Here is a 19,168-nt window from a genome sequence, read left to right on the forward strand (position 1 = left end):
TGTGCGCCCGGCGTCACGGGTATAAACTTTGCAAACTTTACACAGAGGCCACTAACGGTTCGTTTGGAACTGTTCAGTCAGCATGAAACCGATTCAGCTGCCCCTAGGTGTGCGTCTGCGTGATGACGCCACCTTCATCAACTACTACCCAGGCGCCAATGCCGCTGCACTCGGCTATGTCGAGCGGCTTTGCGAAGCCGACGCCGGCTGGACCGAAAGCCTGATCTACCTCTGGGGCAAGGATGGGGTAGGGCGTACGCACTTGCTGCAGGCGGCCTGCCTGCGGTTCGAGCAACTGGGGGAGCCAGCGGTCTATCTGCCCCTGGCGGAATTGCTGGATCGCGGCATCGAAATCCTCGACAACCTGGAACAGTACGAGTTGGTCTGCCTGGACGACTTGCAAGCGGTGGCGGGCAAGGCTGACTGGGAAGAGGCGCTGTTTCATCTGTTCAACCGCCTGCGTGACAGCGGCCGGCGTCTGTTGATCGCGGCCTCGACCTCTCCCCGGGAGTTGCCAGTGAAGCTGGCGGACCTCAAATCCCGCCTGACCCTGGCGCTGATCTTCCAGATGCGCCCGCTCTCTGACGAAGACAAATTGCGTGCATTGCAATTGCGCGCCTCGCGTCGCGGGCTGCACCTGACCGACGAAGTCGGGCACTTTATCCTGACCCGCGGCACCCGCAGCATGAGCGCCTTGTTCGAACTGCTGGAGCGCCTCGATCAGGCGTCCTTGCAGGCTCAGCGCAAGCTCACCATTCCCTTCCTCAAGGAAACCCTGGGCTGGTAAAACCGCGGGCGGTAGTGGCTTTTTGGTATATTTCAGGCGCCAGAAAACCCGCATCCGGAAGCGTTTCCAGAGGCGCGTGCGTTTAAATTGGGCTTAAGGCCTTAGATGTTGAGTAGAAACCGATAAGTCACATTTCAATCGATTGAATTTGCAAATTAGAGCGATAGAAGGCATAGTCGCGGCTTCTTTATAACTTTAAGCCACGGTCGTGCCCATGCTGAAGCGCTTCGCACCCCTCGTGCCTCTTGCACTCGTCACCCTGTTGTTTGGTTGCGCCACCCACTCTCCGGTGAGCCAACAAGAGCAGCAACAGGCTCAAAACTCTTCAAAAGCCCAGTCTTCCGCTATTTTCCAGGAAGAGCTGGCAACCGAAAAAGAACTCGCCGAGTTCGCTGACAGCAAGCCTTACCAGCTGCCAGTCTTGGCCGACAGTATCCTCGAGCGTGGCATGTCCCTGATCGGTACCCGTTACCGTTTCGGCGGTACCTCTGAAGCCGGTTTCGATTGCAGCGGTTTCATCGGCTACCTGTTCCGTGAAGAAGCCGGCATGAATCTGCCGCGCTCCACCCGTGAAATGATCAACGTTGACGCTCCGCTGGTTGCGCGTAACAAGCTGCAGCCGGGCGACCTGTTGTTCTTCGCCACCAATGGCCGCCGCGGTCGCGTAAGCCACGCTGGCATCTACCTGGGCGATGACCAGTTCATCCATTCCAGCAGCCGCCGCAGCGGTGGTGTGCGGGTGGACAGCCTGGGCGACAGCTACTGGAGCAAGACCTTCATCGAAGCCAAACGCGCCCTCGCAATGGCCCCGACTGTGGTCACCGCACGCAAGTAAGCGGACTTTTTGTAAGGTGAAGTTAAAGTCTTACTTGAAGTTTGGCGCGTAGACGCTAGAATCCTGATCTATTGTTGAAAACTAACCGCGTAAGCCCTGCTTACGCGGTTTTGTTTTCGGCCTCACGGCAGAGAAAGCCGCATCCAGATCAGGATTGTTCTGCATATGTCGACGTCGGCCCGCCTCGCATTGATCGTTCTCGCCGCGCTGCTCAGCGCGTGTGCCAGCCGTACCCCGCCACCCGCGCCTGTGGTACGTGCTCCCGTTTTCAATACTCCCCAGACCTTCTCGCCCGCTGCCGAAGACGTGCTGTTTCGTGCGTTGGGCCTGGTGGGCACGCCTTATCGCTGGGGCGGCAACACGCCGGATTCCGGTTTCGATTGCAGTGGCCTGATCGGCTACGTCTATCGCGACGCGGCCGGTATCTCGTTGCCGCGCTCGACCCGCGAAATGATCGGCATGCGTGCGCCGAATGTCGGCAAGAACGCCTTGCAGACCGGCGACCTGATATTTTTTGCCACCAATGGCGGTTCTCAGGTCAGCCACGCGGGCATCTATGTCGGTGAAGGCCGCTTCGTCCATGCACCGGCCACTGGCGGTACGGTGAAGCTGGACAGCCTGTCCAAGGCCTATTGGCAAAAAGCCTACCTGAGCGCCAAGCGCGTGTTGCAGCCAGAGCATCTGGCGCACAACCCTTAGGTCCTATCTCAATGTCGAGGTTGTCATGACCGCTCGTACCCTCAACCTCGACGACGCCCTCTATCACTACCTCCTCGACGTTTCCCTGCGCGAAACGCCGCTGCTGCGCCGTCTGCGTGACGAAACCCAGGCACTGCCCATGGCGCGCTGGCAGGTGGCGCCCGAACAGGGGCAGTTCCTCGCCTTGCTGGTCAAGCTTATCGGTGCCCGGCGTGTGCTGGAGGTGGGGACCTTCACCGGCTACAGCGCCTTGTCCATGGCTGCGGCCTTGCCGGACGATGGCCAGTTGATCTGCTGTGACATCCCGGGCGACTACAACGCCACCGCGCGCCGCTACTGGCGGGAAGCAGGTGTCGCCGGGCGGATCGAGTTGCGTCTGGCGCCGGCCCTGGAGACCTTGGCCAAGATCGAGCAGGAGGAGGGCGAGGGTGGTTTCGACCTGGTCTTCATCGACGCCGACAAGGCCAATTACCCGGCTTATCTGGAAAGTGCCCTGCGCCTGCTGCGCGTGGGCGGGCTGGCGGTGTTCGATAACACGCTGTGGAGCGGTCGGGTGCTGGAGGAGAATCCCCAGAGCGAAGACACCCGAGCCATCCAGGCACTCAATCGTGCCTTGAAGGATGACCCGCGTGTCGACCTGTCGCTGCTGCCCCTGGGGGATGGCTTGACCCTGTGCCGCAAGCGTTGAACCTATTGCGCCTTGGCTGCTGACACACGCCAGACCTTGTTGCCGACATCATCGGCCACCAGCAGATCCCCTTGCTTGTCGATCACTACGCCGACCGGCCGACCCATGGCTTTCTCATCGGCGCTGAGGAAGCCGGTCAGGACGTCCACCGGTTGGCCCACCGGCTTGCCATTGGCGAAGGGCACGAAGATCACTTTGTAGCCGCTGTGGGGCTTGCGGTTCCACGAGCCATGCTGGCCGATGAACACGCCCTGGGTGAACGGCGCGGGCAGTTTGCTGCCTTCGGCGAATGCCAGGCCGAGGGAGGCAGTATGAGGGCCGACGGCATAATCCGGAGCGATGGCCTTGGCCACCAGGTCCGGGTTCTGCGGAGTGACTCGCACGTCCACATGCTGGCCGTAGTAGCTGAATGGCCAGCCGTAGAAAGCGCCGTCCTTGACCGAGGTGATGTAGTCCGGCACCAGGTCGCTGCCGATCTCGTCGCGCTCGTTGACCGCGGTCCACAGCTGGCCACTTTGCGGCTCCCAGGCCATGCCGTTGGGGTTGCGCAGGCCCGAGGCGAAAATCCGTTGCTTGCCGGTGGCGCGGTCGACTTCCCAGATGGCAGCGCGACCTTCCTCCTGGTCCATGCCGTTTTCGCCGACGTTGCTGTTGGAGCCGACCGTGACGTACAGCTTGCTGCCGTCCTTGCTGGCAATCACGTTTTTGGTCCAGTGGTGGTTCAGCTTGCCACCAGGCAGGTCGACCACCTTGGTCGGCTGGGCGTTGATCTTGGTGTCGCCGTCCTTATAGGGGAAGCGCAGCAGGCGATCGGTGTCGGCGACATACAGGTCATTGCCCACCAGGGTCATGCCGAACGGCGAGTTGAGGTTTTCCAGGAACACCGTGCGGGTTTCCGCCACGCCATCGTGATCCTTGTCCCGCAGCAGGGTGATGCGGTTCGGGCTGGGCACGCCAGCGCCGGCACGGCTCATGATCTTGCTGGCGATCCAGCCGCGGAAACCTTTGCTGTCATCGGGGGAGGGCGGGGCGTTGGTCTCTGCCACCAGTACGTCGCCATTGGGTAGCACGTACAGCCAGCGCGGATGCTCCAGGCCTTCGGCGAATGCGGCCACCTGGGTGCCGGCGGCGGCCACCGGTTTGGCGCCTTGCGGCCAGCCGATCGCGGGCGCGATGTTCACGGTCGGGAACAGGGTCTTGTTCGGTTCGGGCAATTTCGGCGAGGGGCCGGTGCCGTCGGAGACCTGGAGGGTGGAAGTTTCGCCACAGGCGGCGAGGCCTGCGGCGACGGCGACAAGGATGGCGTATCGAAGCTTGAGCATGCTGATTTCCCTATGAATGCACGAAGTCGGTGTAGTCATAGAGAAGCACAGATGGACGATGGTTCCACCTGCTCAGCGTGCTTCCTTGAACAGCACGGCAACGCCGGGGTGATAGTTGCCGGCTTCGTTGCGCAATTTGCGGTACGCGTAGGGGAAGTACCAGGCGACGGCGCAGCAGTGTTCCTTTTGCAGGTCGTCGACCATGTCCTGCAGTTCTTCCGGGGTGGCGCTGTGCTGGGTTTTCTGCGGCGTGACGAACAGGCAGCCGAGTTTCAGGTCGCTGGGGTAGCTGGCTTTTTTCGCGTCGCTGGCGGCATCCAGCAGCGGTTGGGTCAGGTGCAGGCTATTGACCCGGGGCCAGCGCTGGGTGGTCTGGATATAGACACGCTCCTCCTGCGTGGCGATGTACAGGTCGGTGCGGCCGCTGCGGTCGCCGTCCTCGACCTGTTTTTTGCTCGGTGTGTGTTCCAGGGTGACCATCTCCGCCATCCAGGCCGCCGCCGAGAGCAATCCCAGGTTGGCTTTTTCGTCGAACCAGTAAGGGCTTTCGTTATCGCCGCGCACGGCGTTGTAGCGGTCGATGCAATCGAACCAGCGTTCCAGGGCAGGGCGCAGGAATTCCAGTTTCGGATTGCTGATGATCATGCCTTGCATCGGACTTTTCCTATTATTGTTGAGATATTGGAGTTTTTTAACGCGATTATGGCTATTTGATATCACTGCGTTGAGTGTGGCACAAGATTGGCGTCACTTTTCCGATATGGCAGCCATTCGTCGATCTGCCGGGCCTCGGCTTTAATTGACGCTCCACCCCCAACCCTCTAACCTTCGCGACTTGTTTCAGGTGCTCTGTGGCCGCAGGTCGACAGAGTGAAACAGGGAAGCCGGTGAGTACGCGTGCCGAAGGCGCACGCACGACGATTCCGGCGCTGCCCCCGCAACGGTAAGTGAGTCAAGACTGCGCCTGATGCCACTGTGTCGACTGTCGACATGGGAAGGCGCGCAGTTGGGCATCCCAGCCACTCACAAGCCCGGAGACCGGCCTGATCCATCCAACGGCATCACGGTGGGCGATGCCAGGCTTGCGCCGTCTATTCCTATTCCTGCCCCCCGTTATCCAGCCCCAACGGAGAGCTGCCCCATGACTGAATCCCCTGATCGTGACGAACGCCATCTGGCGCGCATGTTGCGCAAAAAAGCCGTGATCGATGAACGCATCGCCAACTCGCCGAACGAATGCGGCTTGCTGCTGGTGCTGACCGGCAACGGCAAAGGCAAAAGCAGCTCGGCCTTCGGCATGCTCGCGCGGGCCATGGGCCACGGCATGCAGTGCGGCGTGGTGCAGTTCATCAAGGGCCGCAACAGCACCGGCGAGGAATTGTTCTTCCGGCGTTTCCCGGAGCAGGTGCGTTTCCATGTCATGGGCGAAGGTTTCACCTGGGAAACCCAGGACCGCCAGCGCGACATCGCCGCTGCCGAAGCCGCCTGGGCGGTTTCCCGCGAGCTGCTGAGCGACCCGAATATCGGCCTGGTGGTGCTCGACGAATTAAACATCGCCCTCAAGCACGGCTATCTGGACCTGGACCAGGTGCTCAGCGACCTGCAGGCGCGGCCGCCGATGCAGCATGTGGTGGTGACCGGGCGTGGTGCCAAGCCGGAGATGATCGAGCTGGCCGACACCGTCACCGAAATGGGCATGGTCAAGCATGCCTTCCAGGCCGGGATCAAAGCGCAAAAAGGCGTCGAACTGTGAGTGATGCCCGTCATTGCCCGGCGGTATTGATTGCCGCGCCGGCTTCCGGTCAGGGCAAGACCACCGTGACCGCCGCGCTCGCCCGACTGCATCGCAATCAGGGGCGCAAGGTGCGCGTGTTCAAATGCGGCCCGGATTTTCTCGACCCGATGATTCTCGAGCGCGCCAGCGGTGCGCCGGTGTATCAGCTGGACATGTGGATGGTCGGCGAACAGGAAAGCCGCCGCCTGTTGTGGGAGGCCGCCGGCGAGGCGGACCTGATCCTGATCGAGGGCGTGATGGGGCTGTTCGACGGCACGCCGTCCAGCGCCGACCTGGCGCGGCATTTCGGGGTGCCAGTGCTCGCGGTAATCGATGGCACCGCCATGGCCCAGACCTTCGGGGCCCTGGCGTTGGGGCTGGCGCGCTATCAGCCGGACCTGCCGTTCGCCGGCGTGTTGGCCAACCGCGTCGGTACCTTGCGTCATGCGCAGTTGCTCGAAGGCAGCCTGACCGAAGGCCTGCGCTGGTACGGCGCGCTGTCCCGGGAAACCGGCATCGAACTGCCCAGCCGCCATCTGGGGCTGGTGCAGGCCAGCGAACTCAACGATCTGGATCTGCGTCTCGACGCGGCGGCAGCCGCCTTGGCTGACAGCTGCGAAGTGGCCTTGCCGCCCGCCGTGGCGTTTGCCGCTCCCCAGACGGTTGCCGTCGAGCCGCTGTTGGCCGGGGTGCGCATTGCCGTGGCCCGCGACGAAGCCTTTGCCTTTACCTATGGCGCGAGCCTGGATCTGCTGCGGGCCATGGGCGCCGAGCTGGGCTTTTTCTCGCCGATCCATGACGCGGTACTGCCCGAGGCAGACAGCCTGTACCTGCCAGGCGGTTACCCGGAGCTGCATCACCGGGCGCTGGCGGCGAACGGCTCGATGCTCAGCGCGATCCGCGCGCATCACGCCGCCGGCAAACCCTTGCTCGCCGAGTGCGGCGGCATGTTGTATCTGCTGGACTCCCTGACCGACGTCGACGGCGAGCGCGCCGAACTGCTGGGCCTGTTGCCCGGCGATGCGGTGATGCAAAAGCGCCTGGCGGCCCTGGCCTTGCAGGCGGTGGAGCTGCCGGAAGGCTCGCTGCGCGGCCATACCTACCACCACTCGTTGACCAGCACCGAGCTTGCGCCGATCGCCCGGGGCCTGAGCCCGAATGGCGGGCGCGGCGCGGAAGCGGTTTACCGCGAAGGGCGGATGACCGCCTCTTACGTACATTTCTATTTTCCGTCCAACCCCGAAGCGGTGGCGGCCCTGCTGGCGCCGGCAGGAGCGAGCGTGCTCGCGCGGCGCCCATGACCGACAACGCCTTTTCCGCGGCCGAACGCGACGCGGTCTATCGCGCGATCGCCGAACGTCGTGACATGCGCCACTTCGTCGGTGGCACGGTCGAGCCGCAGGTCCTGCGCCGCCTGCTGGAGGCGGCGCACCAGGCGCCCAGCGTCGGCCTGATGCAGCCCTGGCGTTTTATCCGTATCAGCGATCGGCCGTTGCGCGGGCAGATCCAGCAACTGGTGGAGGAGGAGCGGGTACGCACCGCCGAGGCCCTGGGCGAACGCTCCGACGAGTTCATGAAGCTCAAGGTCGAAGGCATCAACGATTGCGCCGAGGTCCTGGTGGCGGCACTGATGGACGACCGTGAGCGGCATATTTTTGGCCGGCGCACCTTGCCGGAGATGGACCTGGCTTCGCTCTCCTGCGCGATTCAGAACCTCTGGCTGGCGGCACGGGCTGAAGGGCTGGGCATGGGTTGGGTGTCGCTGTTCGAGCCCGTTGCCCTGGCCGAGCTGCTTGGCCTGCCGGTCGGAGCCAAGCCGCTGGCGGTGTTGTGCCTGGGACCGGTCGGCGAGTTTTACCCGGCACCGATGCTGGTGCTCGAAGGCTGGGCGCGGGAGCGTTCGCTGAGTGAATTGCTGTATGAAAATTACTGGGGAGTGAGTCAATGAGTGTGGCGTTGCTGAGTGTCGCCGGGGTAGCGCTGGACGCGTTGCTGGGCGAACCCAAACGCTGGCATCCGCTGGTGGCGTTCGGTCGTTTTGCCGACCGCATCGAGCAACGTTTCAACTCCGGCGGTCGCGGCTGGCGCAGTCATGGCGTCACTGCCTGGGTCATCGCGGTGCTGCCGCTGACCCTGCTGGCGACGTTGTTTTCCTGGCTGCCCTATATCGGCTGGTTGTTCGAGATCCTGGCGCTGTACTGCGCCCTCGGCCTGCGCAGCCTTGGCGAGCATGTCGAGCCGGTGGCCCAGGCCTTGCGCAGCGACGACCTGGATCAGGCGCGGCAGCGGGTCGGTTATCTGGTCAGTCGCCAGACCAGCGAGCTGGATGCCACCGAAGTCGCCCGCGCCGCCACCGAGTCGGTGCTGGAGAACGGCAGCGACGCGGTGTTCGCCGCCCTGTTCTGGTTTGCCGTGGCCGGCGCGCCAGGCGTGGTGCTCTACCGCCTGAGCAACACCCTGGATGCGATGTGGGGCTATCGTAATGAGCGTTTCGAGCGTTTCGGCTGGGCGGCGGCGAAGATCGACGACCTGCTCAACTATATTCCGGCCCGCCTGGTGGCCCTGACTTACGCGTTGCTGGGCAAGACCCGCCTGGCGCTGAAATGCTGGCGCCGCCAGGGGCCGACCTGGGACAGTCCGAACGCCGGGCCGGTGATGGCGGCCGGGGCCGGAGCCCTGGGTGTCGAGCTGGGCGGCGCGGCGATCTATCACGGCGAGCTGCACCAGCGGCCGCAGCTGGGCGAGGGGACGGCGGCCGACGCTTCGTCCATCGATCGCGGCTGGCAACTGGTACAGCGCGGGGTCTGGTTATGGCTGCTGATTCTCTGCGTGGGAGCTGAGTTCTATGCTTGAGCACGGTGGTCGCCTGCGCAAGGCGGCCGAGCAATACGGCATCGCCGAGGCCGACTGGCTGGACCTGTCCAGCGGCCTGGCGCCCTGGCCGTGGACGATTCCCGAGATCGGCATACGGGCCTGGGCGCGCCTGCCGGAAACCGACGATGGCCTGGAGCAGGCTGCCCGCGACTACTACGGCGCCGCCCATGTGTTGCCGGTACCTGGCTCCCAGGCGGCGATCCAGCTGCTTCCGCGTTTGCGCCGCGCCGGCAAGGTCGGCGTGCTGTCGCCCTGTTATGCCGAGCACGCCGAAGCCTGGCGCCGCAGCGGCTACATCGTGCGTGAAGTGCTGGAACAGGAAGTGGACTTTTTCCTCGACAGCCTGGACGTGCTGGTGGTGGTCAACCCGAACAATCCCACGGGCTTGAGCCTGACCCCGGAGCGCCTGCTGGACTGGCATGCGCGCCTGGCGCAGCGCGGTGGCTGGCTGGTGGTCGACGAAGCCTTCATGGACAACACGCCCCAGTTGAGCCTGGCGGCCCAGGCCGATCAGGTGGGGTTGATCGTCCTGCGCTCCTTCGGCAAGTTCTTCGGCCTGGCCGGTGTGCGCCTGGGCTTCGTCCTGGCCGAGCGCAAGTTGCTCAAGCTGCTGGCCGAACAGGTCGGCCCCTGGGCCGTCAGCGGACCGACCCGGGTATTGGGCCAGGTGTGCTTGCGTGACAGCCAAGGCCATGCACGGCAACGGTTGCGCAGCGAAGTGGCGAGCTTGCGCCTGGCGCACCTGCTCGAGCGCCACGGCCTGAAACCCCAGGGTGGCTGTGCGCTGTTCCAGTGGCTGATCACCGATCGCGCCGAGCTGTTGCACGAGTTCATGGCGCGCCGGGGCATCCTGCTGCGGTTGTTCACCCATAACAGCAGCCTGCGCTTTGGCCTGCCGGCCGATGAAGCCGATTGGTCGCGTCTCGAACAGGCCTTCGTCGCCTACGCCAAGGAACATCCATGACCACCCTGATGGTGCAGGGCACCACCTCCGATGCCGGTAAAAGCACCCTGGTGACGGCGCTCTGCCGCTGGCTGACGCGCCAGGGTGTCAGCGTCGTGCCCTTCAAGCCGCAGAACATGGCCCTCAACAGCGCGGTGACCGCCGACGGCGGCGAGATCGGCCGCGCCCAGGCGGTGCAGGCCCAGGCCGCGCACCTGGCGCCGCACACCGACATGAACCCGGTGCTGCTCAAACCCAACAGCGACACCGGGGCCCAAGTGATCATTCACGGTCGCGCGGTGACCACCATGAACGCGGTGGCCTATCACGACTACAAGGCCATCGCCATGCGGGCGGTGCTGGCCTCTCACCAACGCCTGAGCGCGGCCTATCCGGTGGTGATGGTGGAGGGCGCGGGCTCGCCGGCGGAGATCAATCTGCGGGCCGGCGATATCGCCAATATGGGCTTTGCCGAAGCGGTGGACTGCCCGGTGCTGCTGATCGCCGATATCAACCGTGGCGGGGTTTTCGCTCATCTGGTGGGCACCCTGGAGCTGTTGTCGCCGAGCGAGCAGGCGCGGGTCAAAGGCTTCATCATCAACCGTTTTCGCGGCGATATCGCCCTGTTGCAACCGGGCCTGGACTGGCTCGAAGCGCGTACCGGCAAACCGGTGATCGGCGTGCTGCCCTACGTGCTGGACCTGCATCTGGAAGCCGAGGACGGCATCGACCAACGTCAGGCCGACAAGGCCGAGCAGGTGCTGAAAGTGCTGGTGCCGGTGTTGCCGCGTATCAGCAATCACACCGACTTCGACCCGCTGCGCCTGCACCCCCAGGTGGACCTGCAATTTATCGGTCCGGGCCAGGCGATTCCGCCGGCCGACCTGATCATCCTGCCCGGCTCGAAAAGCGTGCGCAGCGACCTGGCGTATCTGCGTGCCCAGGGCTGGGACAGGGCCATCGCCCGGCACCTGCGCTATGGCGGCAAGGTGCTGGGCATCTGCGGTGGTTTGCAGATGCTCGGCGAGCAGTTGCACGATCCCCTGGGGCTGGAAGGCGCGCCAGGTTCCAGCGCCGGGCTGGGGCTGCTGGCGTTCGAGACGGTGCTGGAAGAAGAGAAGCAACTGCGCAACGTGCGTGGACGCCTGGCGCTGGAGGAGGCCGAGGTCAGCGGTTACGAGATCCATGCCGGGGTCACCACGGGGCCTGCGCTGGAACTGCCGGCCGTGACTCTGGACGACGGTCGTTGCGACGGCGCGCGCAGCGACGATGGGCAGATTCTCGGTACCTACCTGCACGGCCTGTTCGAAGCGCCGGCGGCCTGCAGCGCGTTGCTGCGTTGGGCGGGTTTGCGCGAGGTGCAGGCGGTCGACTACCACGCCCTGCGCGAGCGTGACATCGAGCGCCTGGCCGATCTGGTGGAGCAGCATCTGGACACCGAGCACCTGCGCCAGCTTTGCGGGCTTTAGAGCGTCGGCGCCGGTATCGCGGCGCCGCTGTGGCTGTACCTCAATTCAAGGGTTTCCAAGCATGTTGCAACTGATCCTCGGCGGCGCCCGCTCCGGCAAGAGTCGCCTGGCTGAAAAGCTCGCCGGCGAGAGCGGCCTGGCCGTGACCTATATCGCCACCAGCCAGGCGCTGGACGGCGAAATGAACCAGCGCATCGAGCATCACCGCGAACGGCGTCCGGCCGAATGGGCATTGATCGAGGAACCCCTGGAGCTGGCGCGAGTGCTGCGTGAAGCGGCGAGCGCCGAACGCTGCCTGCTGGTGGATTGCCTGACCTTGTGGCTGACCAACCTGTTGCTGCTGGAGGATGCCGAGCGGCTCGCCAGTGAGCGCGAAGCGCTGTTGCAGTGCCTGGCGTCGCTGCCGGGCGAAATCATTTTTGTCAGCAACGAGACCGGAATGGGTGTCGTGCCGCTGGGCGAATTGACTCGCCGTTATGTCGATGAAGCCGGTTGGCTGCATCAAGCCCTGGCCGAGCGTTGTCAGCGGGTAGTGCTGACGGTGGCCGGCCTGCCCCTGACTCTGAAAGGAACTGCGTTATGAATGACTTCTGGTGGCTGCGGCCGTGCAAGGCGCTCGACACTCAAGCCCTGGAGGCGGCGCAGTCGCGTCAGCAGCAATTGACCAAGCCCACGGGTTCGCTGGGGCAGCTGGAGCGGGTAGCGGTACAGCTGGCCGGCTTGCAGGGGCGGGTCAAGCCTGGCCTGGAGCAGCTGTGGATCGCGATTTTCGCCGGCGACCACGGGGTGGTGGCCGAGGGCGTTTCGGCTTATCCGCAGGAAGTCACCGGGCAGATGCTGCACAACTTCGTCACCGGCGGCGCGGCCATCAGCGTGTTGGCGCGACAGCTGCGGGCACACCTGGAAGTGGTCGACCTCGGCACGGTGACGCCCGGGCTGAACCTGCCTGGCGTGCGTCATTTGAATCTCGGGGCGGGTACCCGCAACTTCGTCGAGGGGCCGGCCATGACCCAGGCCCAGGGCGAGCAGGCGCTGCAGGCCGGACGTGACAGTGTGCTGCGGGCTGTCGAGCAGGGCAGCGAGCTGTTTATCGGTGGCGAGATGGGCATTGGCAACACCACCGCGGCCAGTGCCGTGGCCTGTGCCTTGCTGGACATTCCGGTAGCGCTCCTGGCGGGGCCGGGCACTGGCCTGAATGCGGCGGGTGTCAGCCACAAGGCGCGGGTGATCGAGCGTGCCTTGAGCCTGCATGCGGCCCAGCGTGGCGATGCCGTGCAGACCTTGTTCAACCTTGGCGGTTTCGAAATTGCTGCGCTGGTGGGGGCGTACCTGGCCTGTGCCCAGGAAGGCGTGGCGGTGCTGGTCGACGGCTTCATTTGCAGCGTGGCGGCGCTGGTGGCGGTGCGGCTCAACCCCGGGTGCCGGCAGTGGTTGCTGTTCGGCCACCGTGGGGCCGAGCCGGGGCATCGGCATATCCTGCAAACCCTAGAGGCCGAGCCTTTGCTGGACCTCGGCCTGCGTCTGGGCGAGGGTAGCGGCGCGGCGCTGGCGGTGCCATTGCTGCGTCTGGCCTGCGACCTGCACGGGCAGATGGCGACTTTCGCCGAAGCGGCCGTGGCGGATCGCCCTGCATGACCTTGCGCCTGGACCTGCTGCGCCATGGTGAAACCGAGCTCGGTGGCGGCCTGCGCGGCAGCCTCGACGATGCCCTGACCGACGCCGGATGGCAGCAGATGCGTGCTGCCGTTGCCGGCCAGGGACCCTGGGATCGGCTGGTGAGTTCGCCCTTGCAACGCTGCGCGCGTTTCGCCGAGGAGCTTGGGGCGCGCCTGGCGCTGCCGGTGAGCCTGGACCCGGATCTGCAGGAGCTGCATTTCGGCGCCTGGGAAGGGCAGAGCGCGGCGGCACTGATGGCGACCGACGCCGAGGCGCTGGGGCGGTTCTGGGCCGATCCCTATGCCTTTACTCCGCCGCAGGGCGAGCCGGTGCTGGCGTTTTCCGAGCGGGTGCTGGGGGCGGTCGAACGTCTGCACCAGCGTCATGCCGGCGAGCGGGTGCTGCTGGTCAGCCATGGCGGAGTGATGCGCTTGTTGCTGGCCCGGGCCCGGGGTTTGCCGCGCGAGCAGCTGCTGAATGTCGAGGTCGCTCACGGTGCCTTGTTCGCCCTGACTGTCGAGGCTGGCCTGGCGTTGAGCGAAGGAGTTTGAGCATGCTGCCATTCTGGATCGCCCTGCAGTTTCTCAGCAGTTTTCCGGTGCGTTTGCCGGGCATGCCGTCGCCCGAGGAAATGGGCCGGTCATTGCTGTTCTATCCGCTGATCGGCCTGCTGTTCGGGCTGCTGCTCTGGGGCATGAACCAGTTGTTGATGGGCGCGCCGCTGTTACTGCATGGGGCGCTGTTGCTGACGGTCTGGGTGCTGCTCAGTGGAGCCTTGCATCTGGATGGGCTGGCCGACAGCGCGGACGCCTGGCTGGGCGGCTTCGGCGATCGCGAGCGTACGTTGACGATCATGAAGGACCCGCGCAGCGGGCCGATCGCCGTGGTCACCCTGGGGCTGGTGTTGCTGCTCAAGTTCGCCGCGCTGGTGGCGCTGATCGAGCAGCAGGCCGGCGTTGCCTTGCTGCTGGCGCCGCTGATCGGTCGTGGTGCCTTGCTCGGGCTGTTCCTCTGCACGCCTTATGTACGCCCTGGTGGCCTTGGGCAGGCGCTGGCGAATCATCTGCCGCGTCTGGCCGGCAAGTGGGTGCTGGCGCTTGCTGCGCTGGCGTGTGTAGTGCTCGGTGGTTATGGCGCGGTGTGGGCGTTGCTGCTGGCGGGCGTGGTGTTTGTCGGCTTGCGCCAGCTGATGCTGCGTCGTCTGGGCGGCACCACCGGGGATACGGCGGGGGCTCTGCTGGAACTGCTGGAGGTGGCGGTCCTGGTGGGGTTGGCGCTGTTCTAGAAAGGCGGGGCGCGGGTTTTATCCGCGCCCTGGGCTTTGCAAAATTCTTGCATTCCATTAATCGCGGGTATATACACGCACCATGCTTCCTTCTCAATGTTTGTGCACCAACCTGCGTCGCGCCGCCCGTGGCGTCAGCAGGTTCTACGACGGCGCTCTCGACGGCTTCGGGATCAACGTTGCCCAGTATTCCTTGCTGAGCAACCTGCAGCGCCTGGACCAACCGAGCATTTCCAGCCTGGCCGAAGCGATGGGGCTGGATCGCAGCACCCTGGGCCGTAACCTGCGGGTGCTGGAAGGCGAGGGGCTGGTCCGGTTGTCCGAAGGCGAGGATCAACGCAATCGCATCGTCCAGCTGACCGAGGAAGGCCAGCAGCGATTGCTGGCGGCCTTGCCGGCCTGGGAGGCGGCGCAACAGCGTTTGATCGACCGTCTGGGTGCAGAGAAACGCGAAACCTTGCTGGCCTTGCTGAACGAACTGGCGTGAACGCCTTTTGTTCGATGATAAGCGGGTATATACCCGTAAATGGAGAATAACGATGACTTCGATGTGGCGTACCAGCGGTTGGGTTCTTCTCGGGAGTGCGCTGATCCTGGCCTTGTCCCTGGGGGTAAGACACGGTTTCGGTCTGTTTCTGCCGCCCATGAGCGCCGAGTTCGGCTGGGGGCGCGAGGTGTTTGCCTTTGCCATTGCCTTGCAGAACCTGATCTGGGGCCTGGCCCAGCCCTTCACCGGCGCCCTGGCCGACCGCTTCGGTGCGGCCAAGGTGGTGATGATCGGCGGCGTGCTGTACGCCGTGGGCCTGTTGTTCATGGGATTGGCCGACTCACCGCTGTCGCTGTCGTTGAGCGCCGGATTGCTGATCGGTATCGGCCTTTCGGGGACCTCGTTCTCGGTGATTCTCGGCGTGGTGGGGCGTGCACTGCCGGCGGAAAAACGCAGCATGGGCATGGGCATCGCCAGTGCGGCCGGTTCGTTCGGTCAGTTCGCCATGCTGCCGGGCACCCTGGGCTTGATCGGCTGGCTCGGCTGGTCGTCAGCGCTGCTGGTGTTGGGGTTGCTGGTGGCGTTGATCGTGCCGCTGGTGAGCATGCTCAAGGACAAGCCGCTGCCAAGCCTGGGCCATGAACAGAGCCTTTCCGAGGCCTTGCGTGAAGCCTGTTCCCATTCCGGGTTCTGGCTGCTGGCGTTCGGCTTTTTCGTCTGTGGTTTCCAGGTGGTATTCATCGGCGTGCATTTGCCGGCTTACCTGGTGGACCAGCATTTGCCGGCCACAGTGGGCACCACGGTGCTGGCGCTGATCGGCCTGTTCAATATCTTCGGGACCTACACCGCTGGCTGGCTGGGCGGACGCATGTCCAAGCCACGCTTGCTGACCGGCCTGTACCTGTTGCGCGCGGTGGTCATCGGCCTGTTCCTCTGGCTGCCGGTGACGCAACTCAGCGCATATCTGTTCGGCATGGCCATGGGCTTCCTGTGGCTGTCGACGGTGCCCCTGACCAATGGCACGGTGGCCACCTTGTTCGGGGTGCGCAACCTGTCCATGCTGGGCGGCATCGTGTTTCTGTTTCACCAGTTGGGCTCGTTCCTCGGCGGCTGGCTCGGCGGGGTGGTCTACGATCGAACCGGGAGTTATGACTTGATCTGGCAGGTGGCGATTCTCCTCAGTCTGCTGGCCGCGGCCTTGAACTGGCCGGTGCGCGAGCGTCCGGTCGCGCGTTTGCAGGCAAGCGTGGCATGAGCCGGGCAGGTCTGCGCTGGGTCGGCCTGGCGGTTGCTGCCTTGCTGTTGGCGTTGGCCTGGTGGGGCTGGCACCAGGGTGGGCTGGCGCTGATGCAGTTGGGCATGGGCGTCTGCTAGGAAGCGCTTGCTAGGGCGTCCGCCGGGCGAGTAGCTTCACCCTCTGACGGTACTTTCAAGGAGTTGAATATGTTGGCGCGCTGGCTTGCTGTTCCAGCTGTACTCATGGTGTTCGCAGGTTCGACCTGGGCGGACGAATGTCCGTCGCTGTTGCAGGGCTCGCTGCCCAAGCTACGCGCCAAGGAATCCATCGACCTGTGCCAGCGCTTTGCCGGCAAGCCGCTGGTGGTGGTCAATACCGCGAGCTTTTGCGGCTTTGCCCCGCAGTTCAAGGGGCTCGAAGCGCTGTACCAGCGTTACAAGGATCAGGGGCTGGAGCTGGTAGGCGTGCCGTCCAATGACTTCAAGCAGGAGTCCAAGGATGGCGCGGAAACGGCCAAGGTCTGTTATGTGAACTACGGCGTCACCTTCACCATGACCGAACCGCAGCAGGTCCGAGGCCCGGACGCGGTGCATCTGTTCAAGGTCCTGGCCGAGCAGAGCAGTGCGCCGAAGTGGAATTTCTACAAGTATGTGGTCGATCGCCAGGGCAAGGTGATCGCCAATTTCTCCAGCCTGACCAAGCCGGACAGTCCGGAACTGATCGAGGCGGTGGAACAGGCGCTGGCGTCCAAGCCTTGAGTGTTATCCGCGGCCAATAAAAAAGCCCCGGCATCCTTGGATGCGGGGGCTTTTTCGTTCAGGCCGTCAGGCTTCAGAAGCGGTAGGTTGCACCCACGCCAAAGCCGTTCGCGCTGTTCTCGTACTCGGAGCTGTAAGACTGGCCGAGCGTATTGTGGTTGTTGACCTTGACTTTCTCTTCCTTGAGGTAGGAGTAGGCCACGTCGATGGTCAGGTCTTCGGTTGGGCTCCAGCCGGCGCCGAGGCTGAAGATGGTCCGGTCGCCGGTAGGAATGCGTGGCGAACGGTTGGTGTTGTTGGCTGGCGACTGGTCGAAGCTCAGGCCGGTACGCAGTACCCACTGCTTGTTCAACTGGTAGGAAGTACCGATGGCGTAGGCCCAGGTGTCGTGCCAGTTCTGCTCTTCCTTGATGCTGCTGAGCGCACCCGGGGCCAGAAGACCGCCGGCGCTGGCAGTTACACCTTCGTTTTGCACGGTGATGTCTTTCAGGCGGCTCCAGCGGGTCCAGGTCGCACCGGCATAGAGTTTCCAGGCATCGTTGAGGTCCTGGGTCACCGACAGGTCGGCCGATTCAGGGGTGGTGATGTCCAGCGAGGCATCGTAGCGAGCGCCACGCAGCAGAGCGCCTGGAGTACCGGCGCCTGGACTGACTTCGGTGTGGCCTTCCAGCTTGTACTTGACCTTCGAGTGGTAGGTCAGGCCCACGCGGGTGGTGTCGGTTGCCTGGACCAGCACGCCGATGTTGTAGCCGTAGCCAACGTCGTCGCCCTTGATCTGGACATTGCCGTCGTTAGGCGACAGTGGCGTGGTCAGTGCCGATTCCAGGGTGCCGGAGATACGGTTGATGGTCGGACCGAAACCGATCGACACCTTATCGTTGAAGGCGTAGCTGACGGTTGGCTGGAAGGTGATGACTTTAACTTCGCTCTTGCTGCCGAAGTTACGGCCCTGGAAGCCGTTTTCGTAGTCGGTGATCAGGCCGAATGGGGCATAGACACCCAGACCGAAGGCCCACTGATCGTCGATAGGCTTGACGTAGTAGCCCATCGGCACGGCAGTGAAAGGCACCATGTCGCCTTTGTTGGTGCCGCTACGGCTGCCGCTGGCATCGTTGATGTCGGTGGATGCATCAATGGCCGCGACGCCACCAGTGATTTGCTGGCGTTTCAGGCGCGACATACCGGCAGGGTTGCCAAAAACTGTGCTTGCATCGTCCGCAGCAGAGGATCGACCGGCGAAACCAGTACCCATGCCGCTGATGCTTTGTTCGTTCAGGGCAAAACCACTTGCGAAAAGTTGGGTGGATGCCATGGCAACGGCAAGGCTAAGACTGGTTTTGAGTATTACTTTTTTCATTATTAGAACTCCTGGTGATCACCGGAGCGAAAATTACCAACATTTCCTCCTCAGCGCTATAGCCTGTATGGCTTGAGATAGAGCGGTTTTGTAGGACAATCAGACCAAAATTGCCGTTGTTTGCACGAACTTGCAAAAAGTCCGATCAGCAGGCGACCTGATTCAGTGGTGCAACACAGGTTTGCCAGGCATCGGCAAAGTCCCGCAAGCGTCCTTGTGGCTGGAAGATCTGCTTCCAGATGCGAGCCATGCCGAGCAGGTCGCCGGCTTCGGGGAGCGGGGTGTTCTGCTCTTCTACCAGCAGCCAGGCGATGGCGGTGGCGTAACGCAGGTTGACGGTCAATTCCAGGTGCGGGCCGCTGAGGAATGCGTGCTGGCTGGCTAGGCCGCGAACCAGGCTGGCGCGTTCCGGATCCAGCGCCAGATAGTGGTCCCAGAGTGCCTGGTGGCGGGGTTCGGCGATGCGGTAGAGGCCGTGGCCCCTGCGGTCGTGCAGGGCGGAGCCGAGGGCGGATTGGCTGGCGGCGATGCCTAGCAGCAGTGATTCTGCGGTGCGACTGTGGTTGCCCAGATAGATCAGGGTCGGGCGGATCACGTAGCGGCACAGTTCGCTGGCGGCAATACCCATAAAGCCCTCGAAGCGTGAAAGTGGCCGGCGAGGCCTGATGGGGGAGCTTGGCAGCGGTGGATCGGTCAGACTCGCCGGAAGCGGATCATGCCGCTTGAGTTGAAGTGTAGTGTCATATCGTTGCTGTAAAGGACTGTTTTTAAAATATTTCCAGCTTCGAGTTATAACCGTTATATCGGATGGTGCTTTAGCCGACGGCGGAAAAACCGAAATAACAGGCAATAAAAAAGGTTCTTCACGGAATTCCGGGAAACACAGAAACAAGAACGCCGATTTGATTGATGATGTTCGTGCGAGCAAACACATCTAAAAAACCGGCGTTCTTATGCACGATATTAATACTTTCCTTCCTTTTTGGGAGGGCTTTTC

Annotated in this window: 22 protein-coding genes and 1 riboswitch; of the genes, 18 read left to right on the forward strand and 4 right to left on the reverse strand. The window is 63.6% G+C overall.

Annotation, left to right across the window (positions count from 1 at the left end):
• The first annotated feature begins 82 nt into the window (after positions 1-82).
• The 4 genes from hda to DK261_RS30565 all read left to right on the forward strand — a co-directional run bounded on the left by hda (position 83) and on the right by DK261_RS30565 (position 3,009).
• Entirely contained in the window at positions 83-787 is a 705-nt protein-coding gene (hda, locus tag DK261_RS30550; RefSeq protein WP_007898944.1) for a DnaA regulatory inactivator Hda, read from the forward strand.
• A 214-nt stretch (positions 788-1,001) separates the two neighbouring features.
• Positions 1,002-1,622: a C40 family peptidase gene (locus DK261_RS30555; protein ID WP_009050267.1), complete on the forward strand. Its 621-nt coding sequence runs from the start codon at positions 1,002-1,004 to the stop codon at positions 1,620-1,622.
• A gap of 165 nt (positions 1,623-1,787) precedes the next feature.
• Positions 1,788-2,321 (forward strand): C40 family peptidase, encoded by a 534-nt coding sequence (locus DK261_RS30560; RefSeq protein WP_007927778.1) that lies wholly within the window; start codon positions 1,788-1,790, stop codon positions 2,319-2,321.
• A gap of 25 nt (positions 2,322-2,346) precedes the next feature.
• A complete protein-coding gene (locus DK261_RS30565) occupies positions 2,347-3,009 on the forward strand; it encodes an O-methyltransferase (RefSeq protein ID WP_110177288.1) in 663 nt (220 codons plus the stop codon).
• 2 nt (positions 3,010-3,011) lie between these two features.
• Here the strand turns inward: DK261_RS30565 and DK261_RS30570 are convergent, their stop codons facing one another.
• Both DK261_RS30570 and DK261_RS30575 read right to left on the reverse strand, forming a co-directional pair.
• Positions 3,012-4,331, reverse strand: coding sequence for a sorbosone dehydrogenase family protein (locus DK261_RS30570; RefSeq protein WP_016702504.1), 1,320 nt, complete (start codon positions 4,329-4,331; stop codon positions 3,012-3,014).
• Between the two features lie 72 nt (positions 4,332-4,403).
• Positions 4,404-4,985 (reverse strand): hypothetical protein, encoded by a 582-nt coding sequence (locus DK261_RS30575; RefSeq protein ID WP_009050264.1) that lies wholly within the window; start codon positions 4,983-4,985, stop codon positions 4,404-4,406.
• 171 nt (positions 4,986-5,156) lie between these two features.
• A riboswitch (cobalamin riboswitch) is annotated at positions 5,157-5,393 on the forward strand.
• Positions 5,394-5,472: 79 nt separating this feature from the next.
• Here DK261_RS30575 and cobO point away from each other — a divergent pair.
• The 14 genes from cobO to DK261_RS30640 all read left to right on the forward strand — a co-directional run bounded on the left by cobO (position 5,473) and on the right by DK261_RS30640 (position 16,814).
• On the forward strand, positions 5,473-6,084 hold the full coding sequence (gene cobO / locus DK261_RS30580; RefSeq protein WP_025805652.1) for a cob(I)yrinic acid a,c-diamide adenosyltransferase: 612 nt from the start codon (positions 5,473-5,475) through the stop codon (positions 6,082-6,084).
• The gene (locus tag DK261_RS30585; RefSeq protein ID WP_053269710.1) at positions 6,081-7,406 is read left to right on the forward strand and encodes a cobyrinate a,c-diamide synthase; all 1,326 of its coding nucleotides are present in this window, start codon (positions 6,081-6,083) and stop codon (positions 7,404-7,406) included. Before cobO ends, DK261_RS30585 begins: the two co-directional genes overlap by 4 nt.
• Positions 7,403-8,053, forward strand: coding sequence for a 5,6-dimethylbenzimidazole synthase (bluB, locus tag DK261_RS30590; protein WP_053269709.1), 651 nt, complete (start codon positions 7,403-7,405; stop codon positions 8,051-8,053). Before DK261_RS30585 ends, bluB begins: the two co-directional genes overlap by 4 nt.
• The gene (gene cbiB / locus DK261_RS30595) at positions 8,050-8,958 is read left to right on the forward strand and encodes an adenosylcobinamide-phosphate synthase CbiB (RefSeq protein ID WP_009050260.1); all 909 of its coding nucleotides are present in this window, start codon (positions 8,050-8,052) and stop codon (positions 8,956-8,958) included. The genes bluB and cbiB overlap by 4 nt, the downstream gene beginning before the upstream one ends.
• Positions 8,951-9,943 carry a threonine-phosphate decarboxylase CobD gene (gene cobD, locus DK261_RS30600; RefSeq protein WP_110177290.1) on the forward strand — a complete coding sequence of 331 codons (993 nt, stop codon included), beginning with the start codon at positions 8,951-8,953 and terminating at the stop codon, positions 9,941-9,943. The genes cbiB and cobD overlap by 8 nt, the downstream gene beginning before the upstream one ends.
• Positions 9,940-11,391, forward strand: a complete 1,452-nt coding sequence (locus DK261_RS30605) for a cobyric acid synthase (protein WP_041989033.1) — start codon at positions 9,940-9,942, stop codon at positions 11,389-11,391. Before cobD ends, DK261_RS30605 begins: the two co-directional genes overlap by 4 nt.
• Before the next feature lie 61 nt (positions 11,392-11,452).
• Positions 11,453-11,974, forward strand: coding sequence for a bifunctional adenosylcobinamide kinase/adenosylcobinamide-phosphate guanylyltransferase (gene cobU / locus DK261_RS30610; protein WP_016702500.1), 522 nt, complete (start codon positions 11,453-11,455; stop codon positions 11,972-11,974).
• The gene (gene cobT, locus DK261_RS30615; protein ID WP_016702499.1) at positions 11,971-13,026 is read left to right on the forward strand and encodes a nicotinate-nucleotide--dimethylbenzimidazole phosphoribosyltransferase; all 1,056 of its coding nucleotides are present in this window, start codon (positions 11,971-11,973) and stop codon (positions 13,024-13,026) included. Before cobU ends, cobT begins: the two co-directional genes overlap by 4 nt.
• Entirely contained in the window at positions 13,023-13,598 is a 576-nt protein-coding gene (cobC, locus tag DK261_RS30620) for an alpha-ribazole phosphatase family protein (RefSeq protein ID WP_038634259.1), read from the forward strand. Before cobT ends, cobC begins: the two co-directional genes overlap by 4 nt.
• A 2-nt stretch (positions 13,599-13,600) precedes the next feature.
• Positions 13,601-14,332 (forward strand): adenosylcobinamide-GDP ribazoletransferase, encoded by a 732-nt coding sequence (locus tag DK261_RS30625; protein ID WP_041989026.1) that lies wholly within the window; start codon positions 13,601-13,603, stop codon positions 14,330-14,332.
• An 82-nt stretch (positions 14,333-14,414) separates the two neighbouring features.
• Positions 14,415-14,819 (forward strand): MarR family winged helix-turn-helix transcriptional regulator, encoded by a 405-nt coding sequence (locus DK261_RS30630; protein WP_016702496.1) that lies wholly within the window; start codon positions 14,415-14,417, stop codon positions 14,817-14,819.
• A 52-nt stretch (positions 14,820-14,871) separates the two neighbouring features.
• A complete protein-coding gene (locus DK261_RS30635) occupies positions 14,872-16,074 on the forward strand; it encodes an MFS transporter (protein WP_009050252.1) in 1,203 nt (400 codons plus the stop codon).
• Positions 16,071-16,193: a hypothetical protein gene (locus tag DK261_RS33730; protein ID WP_256597617.1), complete on the forward strand. Its 123-nt coding sequence runs from the start codon at positions 16,071-16,073 to the stop codon at positions 16,191-16,193. The genes DK261_RS30635 and DK261_RS33730 overlap by 4 nt, the downstream gene beginning before the upstream one ends.
• Before the next feature lie 69 nt (positions 16,194-16,262).
• Positions 16,263-16,814, forward strand: coding sequence for a glutathione peroxidase (locus DK261_RS30640; RefSeq protein WP_009050250.1), 552 nt, complete (start codon positions 16,263-16,265; stop codon positions 16,812-16,814).
• A gap of 73 nt (positions 16,815-16,887) precedes the next feature.
• Here DK261_RS30640 and DK261_RS30645 read toward each other — a convergent pair whose 3' ends face one another.
• On the reverse strand, positions 16,888-18,171 hold the full coding sequence (locus tag DK261_RS30645) for an OmpP1/FadL family transporter (protein ID WP_110177296.1): 1,284 nt from the start codon (positions 18,169-18,171) through the stop codon (positions 16,888-16,890).
• Positions 18,172-18,316: 145 nt separating this feature from the next.
• On the reverse strand, positions 18,317-18,799 hold the full coding sequence (locus DK261_RS30650) for a hypothetical protein (RefSeq protein ID WP_009050248.1): 483 nt from the start codon (positions 18,797-18,799) through the stop codon (positions 18,317-18,319).
• Positions 18,800-19,168: the final 369 nt, after the last annotated feature.

This window comes from Pseudomonas sp. RW409, from assembly GCF_003184125.1.
Taxonomy (GTDB): Bacteria; Pseudomonadota; Gammaproteobacteria; order Pseudomonadales; family Pseudomonadaceae; genus Aquipseudomonas; species Aquipseudomonas chlororaphis_I.